We start from the raw sequence: 15,549 nt of genomic DNA on the forward strand, positions 1-15,549 counted from the left end.
AGGATTGAAGCAGATATGGCACAATACATTTTCACCATGAATAGGGTGAGTAAAATTGTTGAAAATCAACGATTTATTTTAAAAGATATTTCTTTAAGTTTCTACCCAGGCGCAAAAATTGGCGTATTAGGACTTAATGGATCAGGTAAATCTACTCTGCTGAGGATTATGGCAGGGGTAGACAAACAATATGAGGGGGAAGCTAGACCACAACCAGGGATTAAGATTGGTTACCTTGCTCAAGAACCAGAACTGGATTTGAGTAAAACAGTTCGTCAAGTGGTTGAGGAAGGTGTGGGTGAAATTAAAGAGAAATTAAATCGTTTTGATGCCATTAGTATGCGATTTGCTGAGCCCATGTCAGATGATGAAATGAATACCCTATTAGCTGAGCAGGGTGAGTTGCAAAATGAGATTGAGGCTTGTGGTGGATGGGATCTGGATAGAAAATTGGATGTCGCTGCAGATGCCTTAAGGTTGCCTGAGTGGGATGCTGTAATAAGCCAATTGTCTGGAGGAGAGCGTCGACGTGTGGCCTTATGTCGGTTATTACTTTCAAGCCCAGACATGTTGTTACTTGATGAACCAACCAACCACTTAGATGCTGAAAGTGTTGCATGGCTTGAACTTTTCTTGGAGGACTTTCCTGGAACTGTGGTTGCTATTACTCACGATAGATATTTCCTTGATAATGCAGCTGAATGGATTCTAGAACTTGATAGAGGCGAAGGTATTCCCTATAAAGGCAATTACACTTCTTGGTTAGAGCAAAAAGAAGCTCGTTTAACCATGGAGAAAAAACAAGAAGATGCGTTGCAAAGAGCCATCAAAGCTGAATTAGAATGGGTAAGAACAGCACCTAAAGGCAGACATGCTAAAAATAAAGCACGTTTGGCTCGCTTTGAGGAGATGAATTCCAAAGAATTTCAAAAACGTAATGAAACGAATGAAATTTACATTCCACCGGGTGAGCGATTGGGAGATTTAGTCATAGAAGGTGAGAAACTGTGTAAATCCTTCAATGACAGAATATTGATGGATAATTTCGATTTTAAATTACCAAAAGGCGGTGTTCTGGGAATAATTGGTCCTAATGGTGCTGGTAAATCCACTTTCTTAAAAATGTTGACGGGTCAGGAAGAGCCTGACAGTGGGGTTATACGCATTGGGGATACCGTTAAGTTGGCTTATGTTGATCAGATGCGGGATAGCTTAAATCCGAATAATTCAGTATGGCAAGAAATATCCGATGGTCATGATATTATGCAAGTCGGCAGTTTTCAAATGCCTTCGCGGGCTTATGTTGGTCGGTTTAACTTCAAAGGAACTGATCAACAAAAGAAAATCTCTCAGCTATCCGGTGGAGAGCGCAATCGAGTTCATCTAGCGAAGCTACTAAAAAGTGGATGCAATGTTTTGCTACTTGACGAACCCAGTAATGATTTGGACGTTGAGACATTACGCGCATTGGAAGAAGCGATCTTAAACTTCCCAGGCTGCGCTATTGTAATTTCGCATGATCGTTGGTTTTTAGATAGAATCTGTACTCATTTGATGGCTTTCGAGGGGAACTCTCAAATAGCCTATTTTGAAGGAAACTACACCGAATATGAGGAAGACAGAAAGCGTCGCTTAGGTGATGAAGCTACCAGACCATCACGGATTAAATACAGAAAGTTAAGTGATTAAAAATACAATAGGCCTTAGTGGAGATCATAATTAAATGAAAAAAAAATATTGGCTTGGTTTGGTGCTATGCCTTGGTCTGACGTCATGTCTTGACTATGATGAGTCAACCTTAATTACGGATGATGCTGGATATGTGCATCGAACGATTCATTATTTGAAAGACAGAAGAGGGCGTAACTATTTTCCGATGCAAATTAAAGCAACTGGAGAGCGTTTGTTTGTTTTTGATCCTAAAGCATCTGCATGGGCTGCATATGATGAAGAAGGAAATCGCGTTATGACTGGGGCGGCATCAGGTGGAATTGATTTTTGTGAAGAAAATCCAACCCAGTCTTGCAGAACAATTACCGGTACCTTCAGGGTATATAACAAGCATGGAATAGATTGTCATTCCGGAGAATACCCCGTAGATACAAAAGGTGGAGCAAAAATGCCTTATTGTATGTATTTCTATCAAGGGTTTACAGTTCATGCGGCCTATGAAGTTCCAGAACATCCATCTAGCCATGGTTGTGTAAGGGTATTCCCAAGTGCTGCTAAGTGGCTGAATGAAGAATTTATGCGTATTGGTACTAAAGTAATTGTCTTGGCATATCCTGATCAAAATGGGGTCAAAACAATGGCAGCAATGGAACAACCTAAAAACTAAAAAAAAGATCAGCTCCTTTATCGCCAAGGCTCGGTTTTGTCAAGTACAACCGAGCCGAGACCGAAAGGGAGCGGATATTTGATCTAGCCTTCGATCTTAAACTTCAAATCCACAACAGATGCGTTAATAGTAACCTGACCCGTAGTAAATGGAACTGGTCCATTAGCAGTCATAACGCGGTTTTGAATACTGGGATGTGAATAAACCTGTCCAACCAGCAATTCAGTCGATGTGTTCTCAGTAAAATGGTAATCCCCAACGAGCCCTAAAAAGTATTGAGTGTCGGAAGGGAAAACAATGGTACGAAGATGATCATGCTCTGGCCCATCATCAATCATACCAGCAACTGCTATACCTAATTTTTCAGTCCATTGCTTACGTAAAAACACTGAATAGGCATAAGATTTGGAAAAATTCATATCAAAAACAAAATTACTGAATGGAGCAGGGGCTGCTGTATTGAAAAGTCTAGCCTTTTGGTTAGCATTCCATTCACTTTGGAATACTTGCAGGCTAATAAGCCATTTTGGATTAAAGATATGTAAGTAACTCACAATGGTGGTAGCAGGCATGCTAAATCCAAATTGAAAATTACCATTGGCTGTGGTTCCTAAATAACTTACTCCACTGGTATTTTGCTTTATTCTGGAGTAATAAGTGAGGCCAAGAAAGTTAGTTTGGTTAAGGATAAACGTCGCGCCCAAGTTATAACCTACTCCAAAACTATCTGATCGATTGACCAAGTTTGCATAGGTTGTTTGACCAGTAGGAAAAGCCCAATTTACTTCATTTTTTAAAAGGTAATTGAAGTTTATTCCACCACCAATTTGAATTTTCTGGCTTAGTGCAAATGATAATTTTGGACTAAGATCGATATCCGTTAAATAATTTTGTGTGGCGGCATAGTTTGTAAACGCATAAGTTCCCCAGTTTAAATTAGAATTAAACGGTTGGGTTACATCTATTGCAAACACGGCTTTATCATTTAAACGTTTGGCTACACGCCCATAGGGCCAGATGGTTGAGGTTCTTGAGTGATTGGTGCCGGAGCCGTACCCAAATGTGTTAAAATTTAGAACACTTCCTGTGAATTTAAGATCAGCGTAGGACGTTGTTGCACCAAAAATAATCTGGCTTTTTTTAATTTTGAATAATTCTGAAGGATTGTTGTAACTAATTCCTGCGAAATATTGAATCACATTAGCATGGGCATTTAAAGTAAACAAACATACTATACCAGTAGTCCATTTTTTCATGATTTTCCCTATTCATTATAGCGGCACTGAATTAATTCCTTCAATCAAGTGCCGCTTGAAATTATTGTCCTTGAGTTGTTGTATTGGGTGTACCAGAATTAGTGGTGGTGTTTACAGTGGGGTCTGTTGAGCTCGTATTTGTTTGTCCTGTCCCATTTGTAGGAGTATTACTTGGCGTTGCTGTATTCGGTGCTCCACTGGGGTTTCCTGTTGTGTTCTGCTGGGCCGCGCTTGCAGTTCGTGGAGTGGCAATCATTTGATTGATACCTAAGTCACCAGTCTTCTTGCGACCAATGGTAAGGCTTACAGTGAGCAACTGAGTTACTTTTTCTTTATCATTTTGATAAACAACTTGTAAAGGAACATTGACTTTCCATTGACCATCTTGAGAGTCCGTTATTAATGCTTGTCCATCAATTTGGCTGCTTACATGCAGTTTTTGTGTTTTTATGGCTTCAATATTACCCGATTTTTGCAAAGCAGAGTTAAAACCTAACCACCCTTGATCGGTAAAGCAAGCTTGTAATTTTTGCATTTGCGCATCTAGAGAGTCAGGATTAAAGTCGAATGCTTGGGTAGTGGCTGCTTGTGACCAGGTTAAGAGCAGTGTTTGATCAATTGTTTTAGTATCAGCAGGAATTTTATAATTACAATCAATGACTGGTGGTGTTTGTGGAGTAGGTGTTTGAGTAGTAGTTGATTGTGGTGTTGCCTGATTTTGTTGATTAGCTTGGTTCGTGGTAGGTTGTTGTTGATTGGTCGTATTTTGTTGTGCTGTCCCAGTTGTCGTATTGGTATTGGACTGCTGAGTAGATGGTTGCATCTGTTCAGAGTTTGGGTTTTGTTGGGGAGTTGCTGTTGATGGGGTTGTACCAGTAGTAGGGGTTGTGTTTCCCTGGTTGTTATTGCTAGTTGCTGCATCTGGTTGTTGAACAGGGTTAGTCTGTTGAGTTGCATCAGAATGGGCTTGGGTACAGATTAAAGCAATCAAGGTTCCCCACAGCAGTGTTTTCTTCATGAAATTGACTCCTCAATTAGTATCTAGTAATTCTGCGATAATCAGAGCCGCTAGTCTAGCAGTTTTTTGCTCTTGATCTAAGGGTGGTGAAAGTTCTGCCACATCAAAGCTTATTACTTTGCCACTTTGAATAATGTATTTCAACAACGGAAGTGCATGCCAAGGTGTAAGCCCTAATGGTTGTGGCGCACTTACTCCTGGCGCAAAAGCCTCTCCGAAAGCATCAAGGCAAATAGTGAGATAAATATGGTCTAAATTAAGCATAAATTCATCCAGAAAAGCCAATTGCCAGGCCAGACTTTTAGTAAAAATATCTTCTGCTAAAAGGTATTTAACCCTCAGTTCCTTTGCGCGATTAAAAAGAGAAGAGGTATTGCCAAATGCTTGAATCCCAAGACAGCAATAATGAAATGGTAATTTATTGTCTTGGCAGTAGTTTGCTATTTGAGAAAAAGGAGTTCCTGAGTGTCCTAGTTGTCCTTTTTGATAAGGTCTAATATCAAAATGAGCATCTAAATTGATGATACCTACTTTGGGAAATTGTCTGCATAGCCCTTGATAATGGGCCCATGCTATTTCATGTCCACCTCCTAAACCTACTGTTTGATGACCATGATGCTGACAAAACTGGATAGCCTGTGCAAATTGTTGCTGAGCGCTCTCTAAATCATCTTGCTCACAAACTATATTTCCTATATCCACAAATGAACGCTCACTAGAACAAGGTAATTTGGCAATGCATGTTTTGAGTTGATCAGGTCCTAATTTTGCACCAGGTCTTCCTAAGTTTCTAATCACACCGGTATCGCTGGCAAAACCTATAAATACCGTTTTTTTGTCTCCAGACATCAACTCATTTTTGCTTTGAGGGAAACTAATGTTTTGAAAAAAACGCTCACCTGGAGAGGTGTCTTGCCGACCTTGCCAGATTGAGGGGGTGGCTGCTTGGTAGTTACTTAGGTTATTAAACATTAAGATCTCCTATCTACCGATATCATCAAGTCTTTTTGTTGGTCCGTACTTTGTTTAGCCCAATTTACTATGTATATGCTATATCCTAAAAGTTGATCAATTCAAATTTTTTTTCTTATTCAATTGCTGATAGTTCCATGTAGGAGCCAGAGCTATAGAGCAATAAAAACAATGTAAAGAAATAATGTCCAAAAACCATTAAATGCACTCAAAATGGTTCTTGTATAGGCAACAAGTTGTGTATTTTTTATAACCAACGGCATTTTTTGCGACAGAGCTCAAGTTAGTATAAAATCTGTTATCATTTGCTATCCATTATCTTTTGAGCGAGGGCATAGTGCATATCATAACTGGCGGTGGAAGTGGAATTGGCAAAAGTCTAGCATTAGCTTTAGCAGAAAGAGGTGAACAAGTTTGTATTATCGGGCGTCGCGAGAATGTGCTTCAAGAGACTGCTTCTCAATCGACTAAAATAGACTATTTAAGTGCTGACGTCTCAACACCTAATGGAAGAGAATTAATTAAAACTAAATTGTCAGACTTCAAATCCATTAAATCACTCGTGAATAATGCCGGAACTCTGGAGCCTATGGCTCCTATGCAAAGTATAACTCCAGAGGCATGGCACTCTGCAATGAATACAAACATAGATGCGGCGTTATTTTTACCACAACTACTTCAAAATCAGCTAAAAAACGGACGGGTTTTAAATATAGGTTCTGGTGCGGCGTATTTTCCAATTAAAGGTTGGAGTGCTTATTGTGTGAGTAAAGCGGCGCTAGCTATGTTAACTCGTTGTTGGCAATTAGAATCAAATTCCATTGTTTTTGCTAGTGTTAAACCAGGCATTATTGATACTGAAATGCAGGCCATAGCAAGACAAGGAAATAATATGGAACCCTCTCAAACTCATTTTTACAGACGCTTGAAAGAAGCCAAACGCTTAGTTTCACCTGAAACAGTAGCAGAGTTTCTATGCTGGTTGCTATTAGAGGTTAACGAAAAACGCTATGTCTCGCATGAATGGGATATCTATGATACAGCTCACCACACTGAATGGTTGAAGTCACCCCATCAAGTTTTGCATTGGGATTTTTAGCCATGGGATGCGATAAATTATTACTTCATGCAACCACTGTAACTCATGCAGGTGAAGAAGAGCCTAATCAAGCAATAGTTGTTTATAAGGGACAAATTGTTTGGTGCGGTCCTGAATCTATATTGCCCAGACATTACCGCGAAGAGGCTAGATCTATTGAAGATTGCGGTGGGAAATTAGTAAGCCCAGGACTTATCGATTGTCATACACATTTGGTGTATGCAGGCAATCGGGCCAATGAATTCAGACAAAAATTAGAGGGGGCTACCTACGCAGAGATTGCTAAATCTGGAGGAGGGATTTTATCCACGGTTAATTTGACTCGATCTGCTAAAGTAGAGGATTTGTTAGAGCAATCTTTACCAAGAATCTTGGCATTAAAAGGCGAAGGCGTTACAACGATTGAAATTAAATCGGGTTACGGATTAGATTTAGCAACTGAACTTAAAATGTTAAAAGTTGCTAAAGAGCTGGGTAGAGTTTCTGGCATTCGAGTTCAAACAACCTTTTTAGGTGCTCACGCAGTTCCTCCAGAATACCAAGGAAATAGCCAAGCTTATGTGAATTATTTGTGTCAAGAGATGTTGCCTGCGGTTAAAGAGCTCGGGCTTGCTGATGCAGTGGATGTTTTTTGTGAATCGATAGCATTTACTTTGGAGCAAACAGAGCAAATATTTAAACGATCAAGCGAATTAAATCTACCTATTAAATGTCACGCGGAGCAATTGACTAATATGGGTGCTAGCCGACTTGCAGCCGAGTATAAAGCCTTGTCTTGTGATCATCTCGAGTTTTTGGATGAGCAAGGGGCTATGGCTTTATCGAAAGCCAACGCAGTAGCTGTACTATTGCCTGGGGCTTATTATTTCTTGAAAGAGAAACAAAAACCACCCATTGAACTATTGAGGAAAGCGGGTGTGGCTATGGCTATAGCAACGGATTCAAATCCAGGTTCGTCACCAACAACCTCTCTTTGGCTAATGATGAGTATGGCTTGCCAGTTGTTTGGCCTGTCTATCCCTGAGGTTTGGTCCGGGGTTACTTCTCATGCTGCTCGAGCTTTAGGTCTGTCGCATCTGATAGGGAGCATCGAAGTGGGTAAAATGGCAGATTTAGTCTTATGGTCTATAAAAGATAGTGCCGCTTTGTGTTATTATTTTGCATACCCTATTCCGCATAAAACCATGATTGCTGGAGAGTGGGTATCTTGAGACAATTATTTCGGAGAAAAAATGATGAATCAATTGATTAAGCAATTGAGCGCAATCACATTATTGTTGATTGGAACAACTGTTTTTGCTGGAACAATGAGCTCCGAAGTGATTAAGAAGGAAACTGCAGAATATATCTTGGATATTAAATTTCCCCAGGGTTTCCAATCTGATGCAGTGAACAACAGCATTAAAGAATTTATCACCAATACTCAAACTAGTTTCATGAAAGAGCTGTCTCTGGATGCAGATACACCTGCAGATGCTCCAGGAAAAACGGGTTTGAATATTACTTACTCCATTCCTTTTGAGTCTAAAAATGCACTTAGCGTTCAGCTCAATGTTTCCATTTACCATCGCGGAGCAGCACATCCTTCAAATCAGGTAGAAGTCCTAAATTTTATACAGGATAAGCCGGTTAAATTATCCGATTTATTTATTAAAGGTTCTGATTATTTACCAACAATCGCCAAAATCTGCAGTCAAACTATTTCAGCAAAGAAAATCTCCGATGCCGATTGGATTAAAAATGGTACAGAGCCTACTTTAGACAATTATAAGACATGGAGTTTTAGCAAAAAGGGAGTAACTATTCTATTCAATGCCTACCAAGTGGCTGCGTATGTCTATGGTGAACAGAAAGTTGAAATTCCTCTGTCATCCATTTCTACTTTAATAAAGCCAGAAATTTCTAAAGTTGTTTGGAGTAATTAATGTCAGATACGCCTTTTATAGCAGCCAATCAAAATGTACCTGAGTTAAGTCTCAGGGTCATCTTATTGGCTATCTTGCTAACCATTTTATTGGCTATGTCTAATGCGTATTTAGCCCTTAAACTAGGCATATTAACCTCGGCATCAATTCCAGCAGCAATTATTTCCATGGGAATTCTACGATTTTTTAAGAATTCCACGATTTTGGAAAACAATGCGGTACAAACGGCTGCATCTGCGGGTGAGGCCGTTGCTGGTGGTATTGTGTATACCATCCCTGCCTTAGTGATTATTGGATTTTGGAATCATTTTGATTATCTCAATAATTTTCTGATAGCTGCTTGCGGAGGAGTACTAGGAGTTCTTTTTTCTATCCCCTTGCGTCGAATTTTAGTCACGGATAAAGGGTTGAATTTTCCTGAAGGAAGAGCGATTGCGGAGGTGCTTAAAAGTACAGCCAATAAAGTAGGAATAAACGATATCTTTTTAGGAGGAGCAGTAGGGGGTGGGATTGAGTTACTGCAAGTTGGTTTTAAATTAATTGCCAGTAATTGGAGTTATTGGTTTGTTATTAAGCGATCTCTATTCGGTTTAGGTGCTGGCTTTTCTGCAACCATGATAGGGGCAGGATATTTAGTTGGTCATTCCATGGCAATTAGTATATTTCTTGGTGCTGTTATTTTTTGGTTGGTTGCTTTACCCATCGTGAGTCATTTCTATCCTGAGTTTTTAAGTCAGTACCCACCTGAGCAAGCGGCTTCAATGTTGTGGAGCAGTGAGTTACGGTATTTTGGGATAGGTGCAATGCTCTTTGCGGGCGTTTGGACTTTTATCAAGTTAGTAAAACCTTTAACTCACAGTATCAGAGCTTCTTTAGCGACGTTTTCAACCAAAAAAATTTCTGAAAAACAAGTGTTACGAACGGATAGGGATCTTTCCATGGTTTTTATCATTGGTGGAATCGGATTGGTGGCTGGAGTTCTCTTTTTATTTTTTCAATCCATATTTCCTTTGGACCAAGCAGGTTTGGATAATGATTTTTCCCCAACAATTGTGTTCTGTGGAATACTTTATGTATTGGTGATTGGATTTTTGTTTTCAGTCATAACAGCGTATTTTTCTGGGATGGTTGGAGTAACAGCAAGTCCAGGAAGTTCGGTAGTGATTTCAGGAATATTATTCGCAGCGTGGTTACTCATTAAGGCAATGAACCACCTGTTACCTTTGCCCTTTAATGCCGATCAAATTCAAGCTGCAGAAGCCATTACGATCATCATTGGTGCTGTAGTTACAGGAATTGCTGCTATTGCAAACGACAATACTCAGGACTTAAAGGTTGGGCAGTTGGTAGGAGCAACTCCATGGAAGCAGCAAGTGATGCTTTTATTGGGGGTCATTGTTTCTTCATTGGTCATCCCTCCAGTGATGCAATTATTGTTTGATGTCTATGGTATAGCCGGAGTTATGCCACATGCAGGAATGGACATATCCCAATCTCTTCCTGCGCCTACAGCGGCACTAATGGCTGCAATCACTGAGGCCGTGTTTAGGAACTCGTTGCCTTGGGCTATGATGTTATCTGGTGCTGGTGTTATTTTTGTCATAGTCATTTTAAATCGGGTATTGCGATTAAACCGACTTGTTAATCTCTCTGTATTAGGAATCGCAATTGGAATGTATCTACCTTTAGCTTCATCCTTTCCATTGTTCATTGGTGGACTTATTGCCTATTTTGTAGAAAAACGACTTAAATCTTCTTATTCAGCAGATGAGGAAGTAACATCTAGAAAGCAAAAAGGCACACTGATTGCTTGTGGTTTAGTTGCTGGATCAGCAATTATGGATGTTTTACTTGCCGTTCCTTTTTCAGTCATGCACAGTCCTGATGCTTTAATGTTAACGGGACCTTCATGGGTGCATTATAGTGAAATTCTTGGTGTTCTCTCAACAATTACGTTGGCTTGGTGGATAAGTCGACGTGTTAACAAGGTTTAGAAGTCAGAGAATAGTTGCATATATCCACTACCTGACGGCTGAGGAATAAACTCATTTTTTAAAAGGGGCATTTATACCAAAGGATGGGTGCTTCACCAAATGGCGCTGCCTAAAGCGGTGTCATTAGGTTCTTCTATACGTCCTGCATCGCTCCGCTTGCTTACGCGTGCGGCTTGGTTCCTTCTTTGCTGTCTGAATCAAATCCCAGTCATAGCAGGAAGTGAACCGAGCCGCGCGCGTTAGCAAGCGGATAGGAAACTATCCGCTTCGCCGAATGACCCTGCGTAAGGGAGCGCCATTCGGCGAAGCCCCGGATCTTCGCTTACTGACCATCAGAGAAGAGATTAGTTGGGGCACTCTAATAGGAGTCGATTCCTCAGCCCTGACGATCGCGGCTCTGTTTTGCTGCGGGCTAACCAATCAGAGACCATCAGGGAGAGGAAAAACCATCAAACAGTACTATCCGCAAGTATGGGATACAGGCCACATGAAATCATCCATAGTCTAGATGTCTCGATGTATTCATTGATCCAATCCTCATCGTTAACCCCCAAAATCATTAACAATGAGTTTGTGTATCTATTTTTCCTTCTACAATATGAGCTACCATCATGGTACTTACCGTGTTGCTTGTCACATTAAGCATTGTTGCAATGGGGTCGATGATGATACTAATCGCAGCAGCTGCAATCAGTACAGATGGGGGGAATCCATAAACTGCAAGAATAAGTAATTCTCCGAGCATGCCGCCACTGGGTATTGCCCCCATAACGCTACCTACTAGCAAAGAAACGCCTAAAGCAGTGAATAAAATTGGAAGAGTAGAAAATGGTAATTGAAACATGGCAAATAGGAATGCAATTTTAAATACACCGCCCATTACTGAACCGTCCTTATGAATCAGGGATCCAATTGGAATCGTTGTTTCATAAATTTCAGGTGAAATACCAATCGCTTTTGTGGCCGATAAATTAGCCGGTATGCTAGCAGCACTACTGCATGTGGCAATTGAAGTTAACATAGGTATGAGAATATTCTTCCAAAATAGCTTGATGCCTTTCATTCGCCCTGCAAGATAAGCGTAGAAGCTTAAAATAACGATGAAATAGATAATCGCGGAGGAATAATAGAGTATGGCAACACGTACGTAGTTCTCCATCAGCTTGGGTCCAAGCTCATTGACCAACACTGCAAAATAGGAAAAGAAACCTAATGGAGCAATGTACATGATTATATTGAACACATTCATGAATACTTCTTCACCTGACTTTAATAGAGAAGAAAACTCTTTGCCCTTTTCACGAGAGTGAATGACGGCTACCCCTACTAAAATAGAGAAAACGATTAATGCCAAGATATGTTCATGAGAAAGCAGCTTTGAAAAATCGGACACTGTAAAAACCTCAGCTAACTGATTAGACATATTAATTGTAGGCAAGGGTTTAGCAGATCCGTCACTAATGATGCTGATATTTTGTACCGGAGTAAATAACAAGGTTACAGAAATAGCAAAAATTGCTGCGATGATTCCTGTAAATAAAAAGACTAATACCATTGCATACAAGATACGTCCAAGCTTTTTTAAGGAGCTACTGCGGGCAATTGCTGAAGAGATACTAAAGAAAATCAATGGTACGATGGTTGTAAAGATTAAATTGAGAAATAGGTCTCCTATTGGCTTAAGCCAAGGCGTTATTTGCTTGCAAAAATAACCAGTAAGTCCACCAAGAACGATGGATGCAATTAAAACAAGAGAAAACGCATACGAACCAAGAGAATGACTTTTTGTTGCTTCTGAAGCTTCCATAGTGTGTCCATCCATTTACCTTGATATTCCACAAAAATTCACCCTCTCTTATTGAGAGAGGGGGTGAGAAAAGTAAGGATTGTATCCAAGCCATGCGTGAGCAAGTGGAAAATATTTACCAACTTACAAAGCCTCAATTCTTGACTGATGTTGCAATAGTTTTTCTTTAGCAGTCAAGGCATTGGATAATTTTTCTTGTTCTTTAGCTATGATTTCAGGTGGGGCTTTATCCGTGAATTTAGGATTATTCAGTTTTCCTTCTGCTAAATCAATGTCTTTCTTTAACTTAGCCAGTTCTTTGGATAGACGAGTTAACTCAGCATCTTTGTCTATAAGATCTGCCATAGGAATTAAAAGCTCAACCTCTCCTAGTACAGCGGTAGCAGACACAGGAGGTTTTTCTTTTGCTGAACTAAAATGAATTTCGCTAATTTTACCTAGAGTTCTTAATGTTGTTTCATACTTATTAACTCTATCTTTTAGCTCAGGAGTAATATTACGAATGTGCAGGGGTATCTGTTTGGCAGGAGATATAGACATTTCACTGCGAATAGCTCTTAATGCCTGGATACAGGATTTAATCCAGTCCAATTCCTCTTCAATAACAGGATTTATGAAGGCCTCATCTACTCTGGGATAGGGGCTTAACATGATGCTATTGCCATTGTCATTACTAAATTTACTAGTTCTTTGCCAGATTTCTTCAGTAATAAATGGCATTAAGGGGTGGAGGAGTTTCAGAACATGATCCAACACATGGATCAGTGTTTTTCGAGTTCCACGCTTCATAGCACTCAGTGCATCTGGATCTTGCAAAATTGGTTTTGAGAGCTCTAAATACCAATCACAGTATTCATGCCAGATAAACTCATAGAGGGTATTGGATAATAGATCAAAACGATATGTTTCATAATAATGATGAACTTTACCTATGGTGCTCTGTAAACGCGATAAGATCCACTCGTCTGCTGGACTGTATTGAAACGGTCCATCGTCAAAATCAATATGCTCTTCATCAACATTCATTAATACATATCGTGCTGCATTCCATAATTTATTGCAAAAATTTCGATAGCCTTCTACACGCCCTATATCAAAGCGAACATTTCGACCTGTAGAAGCTAGACTGCAATAGGTAAAGCGGAGAGCGTCTGTGCCGTAAGCACTTATGCCTTCAGGAAACTCTTTTTTTGTGGCTTTAATGATTCGGTCACGAACAGATGTGAGCATTAGATTTGAAGTTCTTTTAGCAATGAGAGATTCAAGATCAATTCCATCAATAATGTCCAAGGGATCTAAAACATTCCCTTTGGATTTTGACATCTTATGTCCTTCACTGTCACGAATTAGGCCGGTAATAAATACCTCTTTGAATGGGATTTTTCCGGTAAACTTCAGACCCATCATGATCATCCGTGCTACCCAGAAGAATATAATATCAAAACCAGTGACAAGAACTGAAGTTGGATAAAATTGCTCAAGCTCAGGAGTTCGCTCTGGCCAGCCTAAGGTTGAAAAAGGCCATAGTGCTGAAGAAAACCAAGTGTCGAGGACGTCTTCATCTTGTCGCAGAGGGGTTGATTCATCTATCTTATGCTTAAAACGTACATCATTTTCACTATACCCAACGTACACATTCCCATGGGTATCATACCAAGCAGGGATGCGATGTCCCCACCAAAGTTGGCGACTAATGCACCAATCTTCAATATTGTCCATCCATTGATAATAAGTCTTAGTCCATGTTTCGGGAATAAAACGAATGTCGCCCTTCTTAACCGCTGTAATTGCAGGCTCCGCTAAAGGTTTTGTTTTTACGTACCATTGATCGGTTAGCAATGGTTCTATAATGACATTGGACTTTTCACCGCGTGGAACTTTGAGTTTATGAGGTTCGGTCTTAACTAATAATCCAGCCTCTTCCAAATCCTTAATAACGTTTTCGCGAGCAACGAAACGGTCCATACCTTGATATTTAACAGGGGCATTTTTATTAATTGCCGCTTTTTTTGTGAGAATGTTGATGAGAGGAAGTTCATGTCTTTTAGCGACCTCATGATCATTAAAGTCATGGGCAGGTGTTATCTTAACGCAGCCACTACCGAATTCTTTATCCACATAGTCGTCAGCGATGATTGGAATGGTTCTATCGCATAAGGGGAGCTGAACTTGTTTGCCTATTAAGTGTTTAAAACGCTCGTCTTCAGGATGAACTGCTACGGCTGTATCACCCAACATCGTTTCAGGACGAGTAGTGGCTACGACCAAAGACTCGTTGGAATCAACAACAGGGTAGCGAATATGCCATAAAAATCCATCTTCTTCTTCAGAAAGAACCTCTAAGTCTGAAACTGCAGTCCCAAGTTTGGGATCCCAGTTAACAAGTCGAGTACCTCTATATATCAAACCTTCTTCATGCAATTGGACAAATACTTTTTGTACTGCTGCAGATAAACCTTCGTCCATTGTAAATCGTTCGCGAGTCCAGTCAACTGAGGCTCCCATGCGTCGCATTTGTTGGGTAATTGTATTCCCAGACTCGTTTTTCCATTGCCACACTTTATCTAAAAATTGTTCTCTAGTTAGATCCTTTTTAGTAATGCCTTTGGCTTCTAATTGTCGTTCAACAACCAATTGAGTTGAGATGCCTGCGTGATCAGTACCAGGCTGCCATAAGGTTTTATCTCCCATCATGCGATGGTATCTGGTGAGTGCATCCATAATAGTGTGTTGAAATCCATGCCCCATGTGAAGACTTCCGGTGACATTTGGGGGAGGCAACATGATGCAAAAACGCTTGCCATCACCACGAGCCTGAAAGTAGTGGTGACTTTCCCATTTTTTGTAGGTAGATGATTCAATTGCTTCTGGAGAATAGGTTTTATCCATTGCTTAGCCTGCGTATACTGAAATTGGTGAATCTTATCATAAATTAGGTGAGTTTAGCCATTTATGAGTGAGGTTGATTAGGTTGAATCCTTACTTGGGTTTCCGATCCCTCACCCGTGATATAAAAGGGGGACAGACCTTGAGGAATCGACTCCTATTAGAGTGCCCCAACAAATCTCTTCTCCGATGGTCTGTAAGCGTAGGTCCGGCGCTTCGTTTAATGGCGCTGCCTTAAGCAGCGTCATTCGTGA

Annotated in this window: 11 protein-coding genes; 6 read left to right on the forward strand and 5 right to left on the reverse strand. The window is 40.2% G+C overall.

The annotated features are described in order from the left end of the window. Positions 1–15: 15 nt before the first annotated feature. Together ettA and Lwal_RS14060 are read left to right on the forward strand one after the other, a co-directional pair. Positions 16–1,689, forward strand: coding sequence for an energy-dependent translational throttle protein EttA (gene ettA, locus Lwal_RS14055; protein WP_058481437.1), 1,674 nt, complete (start codon positions 16–18; stop codon positions 1,687–1,689). A 34-nt stretch (positions 1,690–1,723) separates the two neighbouring features. Continuing rightward, entirely contained in the window at positions 1,724–2,338 is a 615-nt protein-coding gene (locus Lwal_RS14060; protein ID WP_058481438.1) for a L,D-transpeptidase, read from the forward strand. Between the two features lie 83 nt (positions 2,339–2,421). Here Lwal_RS14060 and Lwal_RS14065 read toward each other — a convergent pair whose 3' ends face one another. The 3 genes from Lwal_RS14065 to hutG form a co-directional block, all read right to left on the reverse strand. Further along, positions 2,422–3,594 carry an OmpP1/FadL family transporter gene (locus Lwal_RS14065; RefSeq protein ID WP_058481439.1) on the reverse strand — a complete coding sequence of 391 codons (1,173 nt, stop codon included), beginning with the start codon at positions 3,592–3,594 and terminating at the stop codon, positions 2,422–2,424. A gap of 61 nt (positions 3,595–3,655) precedes the next feature. Continuing rightward, entirely contained in the window at positions 3,656–4,612 is a 957-nt protein-coding gene (locus Lwal_RS14070) for a DotI/IcmL family type IV secretion protein (protein ID WP_058481440.1), read from the reverse strand. A gap of 12 nt (positions 4,613–4,624) precedes the next feature. Beyond that, positions 4,625–5,584, reverse strand: coding sequence for a formimidoylglutamase (hutG, locus tag Lwal_RS14075; RefSeq protein ID WP_058481441.1), 960 nt, complete (start codon positions 5,582–5,584; stop codon positions 4,625–4,627). A 337-nt stretch (positions 5,585–5,921) separates the two neighbouring features. Here hutG and Lwal_RS14080 point away from each other — a divergent pair, with 337 nt between their 5' ends. From Lwal_RS14080 to Lwal_RS14095, 4 genes are read left to right on the forward strand one after another with little or no spacing between them, the layout of a single operon-like run. Next, positions 5,922–6,683, forward strand: a complete 762-nt coding sequence (locus Lwal_RS14080) for an SDR family NAD(P)-dependent oxidoreductase (RefSeq protein ID WP_058481442.1) — start codon at positions 5,922–5,924, stop codon at positions 6,681–6,683. Next, the gene (gene hutI, locus Lwal_RS14085) at positions 6,641–7,894 is read left to right on the forward strand and encodes an imidazolonepropionase (protein WP_083500111.1); all 1,254 of its coding nucleotides are present in this window, start codon (positions 6,641–6,643) and stop codon (positions 7,892–7,894) included. The genes Lwal_RS14080 and hutI overlap by 43 nt, the downstream gene beginning before the upstream one ends. A gap of 24 nt (positions 7,895–7,918) precedes the next feature. Next, a complete protein-coding gene (locus tag Lwal_RS14090; RefSeq protein WP_058481923.1) occupies positions 7,919–8,608 on the forward strand; it encodes a DUF3298 and DUF4163 domain-containing protein in 690 nt (229 codons plus the stop codon). Beyond that, complete coding sequence (locus tag Lwal_RS14095; RefSeq protein ID WP_058481443.1) at positions 8,608–10,602, forward strand: OPT family oligopeptide transporter; 1,995 nt, start codon at positions 8,608–8,610, stop codon at positions 10,600–10,602. Before Lwal_RS14090 ends, Lwal_RS14095 begins: the two co-directional genes overlap by 1 nt. Positions 10,603–11,161: 559 nt before the next feature. Here Lwal_RS14095 and Lwal_RS14105 read toward each other — a convergent pair. Then, positions 11,162–12,409: a dicarboxylate/amino acid:cation symporter gene (locus Lwal_RS14105; protein WP_058481445.1), complete on the reverse strand. Its 1,248-nt coding sequence runs from the start codon at positions 12,407–12,409 to the stop codon at positions 11,162–11,164. Positions 12,410–12,532: 123 nt separating this feature from the next. Further along, positions 12,533–15,298: a valine--tRNA ligase gene (locus tag Lwal_RS14110; RefSeq protein ID WP_058481446.1), complete on the reverse strand. Its 2,766-nt coding sequence runs from the start codon at positions 15,296–15,298 to the stop codon at positions 12,533–12,535. Positions 15,299–15,549 lie beyond the last annotated feature (251 nt).

Source organism: Legionella waltersii, assembly GCF_001468085.1.
Lineage (GTDB): Bacteria > Pseudomonadota > Gammaproteobacteria > Legionellales > Legionellaceae > Legionella > Legionella waltersii.

Coding starts and splice junctions, on each gene's coding strand:
- hutG (WP_058481441.1), bottom strand. CDS start 5,584: ATGTTTAATAACCTAAGTAACTACCAAGCAGCCACCCCCTCAATCTGG.
- Lwal_RS14105 (WP_058481445.1), bottom strand. CDS start 12,409: ATGGAAGCTTCAGAAGCAACAAAAAGTCATTCTCTTGGTTCGTATGCG.
- ettA (WP_058481437.1), top strand. CDS start 16: ATGGCACAATACATTTTCACCATGAATAGGGTGAGTAAAATTGTTGAA.
- Lwal_RS14060 (WP_058481438.1), top strand. CDS start 1,724: ATGAAAAAAAAATATTGGCTTGGTTTGGTGCTATGCCTTGGTCTGACG.
- Lwal_RS14110 (WP_058481446.1), bottom strand. CDS start 15,298: ATGGATAAAACCTATTCTCCAGAAGCAATTGAATCATCTACCTACAAA.
- Lwal_RS14070 (WP_058481440.1), bottom strand. CDS start 4,612: ATGAAGAAAACACTGCTGTGGGGAACCTTGATTGCTTTAATCTGTACC.
- Lwal_RS14065 (WP_058481439.1), bottom strand. CDS start 3,594: ATGAAAAAATGGACTACTGGTATAGTATGTTTGTTTACTTTAAATGCC.
- hutI (WP_083500111.1), top strand. CDS start 6,641: ATGGTTGAAGTCACCCCATCAAGTTTTGCATTGGGATTTTTAGCCATG.
- Lwal_RS14090 (WP_058481923.1), top strand. CDS start 7,919: ATGAATCAATTGATTAAGCAATTGAGCGCAATCACATTATTGTTGATT.
- Lwal_RS14095 (WP_058481443.1), top strand. CDS start 8,608: ATGTCAGATACGCCTTTTATAGCAGCCAATCAAAATGTACCTGAGTTA.